Origin of the sequence: Leifsonia sp. SIMBA_070 (genome assembly GCF_046534635.1) — a bacterium.
GTDB lineage: Bacteria > Actinomycetota > Actinomycetes > Actinomycetales > Microbacteriaceae > Leifsonia.
The window spans coordinates 1-250 of record NZ_JAWRYK010000677.1; the positions used below are offsets into that span (position 1 = coordinate 1).

Below are 250 nucleotides of genomic sequence, written 5' to 3' on the forward strand. Positions count from 1 at the left end.
GCCGCGCGGGCATTCAAACGGCCGATCGTGTCGTTTCTCGTCGGCTACTGCATGCTGGCCGCCGGGGTGACCAGCGCCGCGGGCCTCGCCCTGGCCTTCTCCGGTGAATATCTCAGCACGTTCATCGACGTACCGGCGGTCCCGGCAGCGGTGGTGTTCCTCGCGCTGGTGGCCTGCCTCAATGCCCGCGGCATCAGCGAGTCGGTGAAGAGCAACGTCGTGATGACGGTCATCGAACTCAGCGGTCTGC

At 66.4% G+C, this 250-nt stretch carries 1 pseudogene; it reads left to right on the forward strand.

Annotated features, from left to right (window positions below):
* A pseudogene (locus SB754_RS21960) lies at positions 1–250 on the forward strand (amino acid permease); the annotation flags it as partial.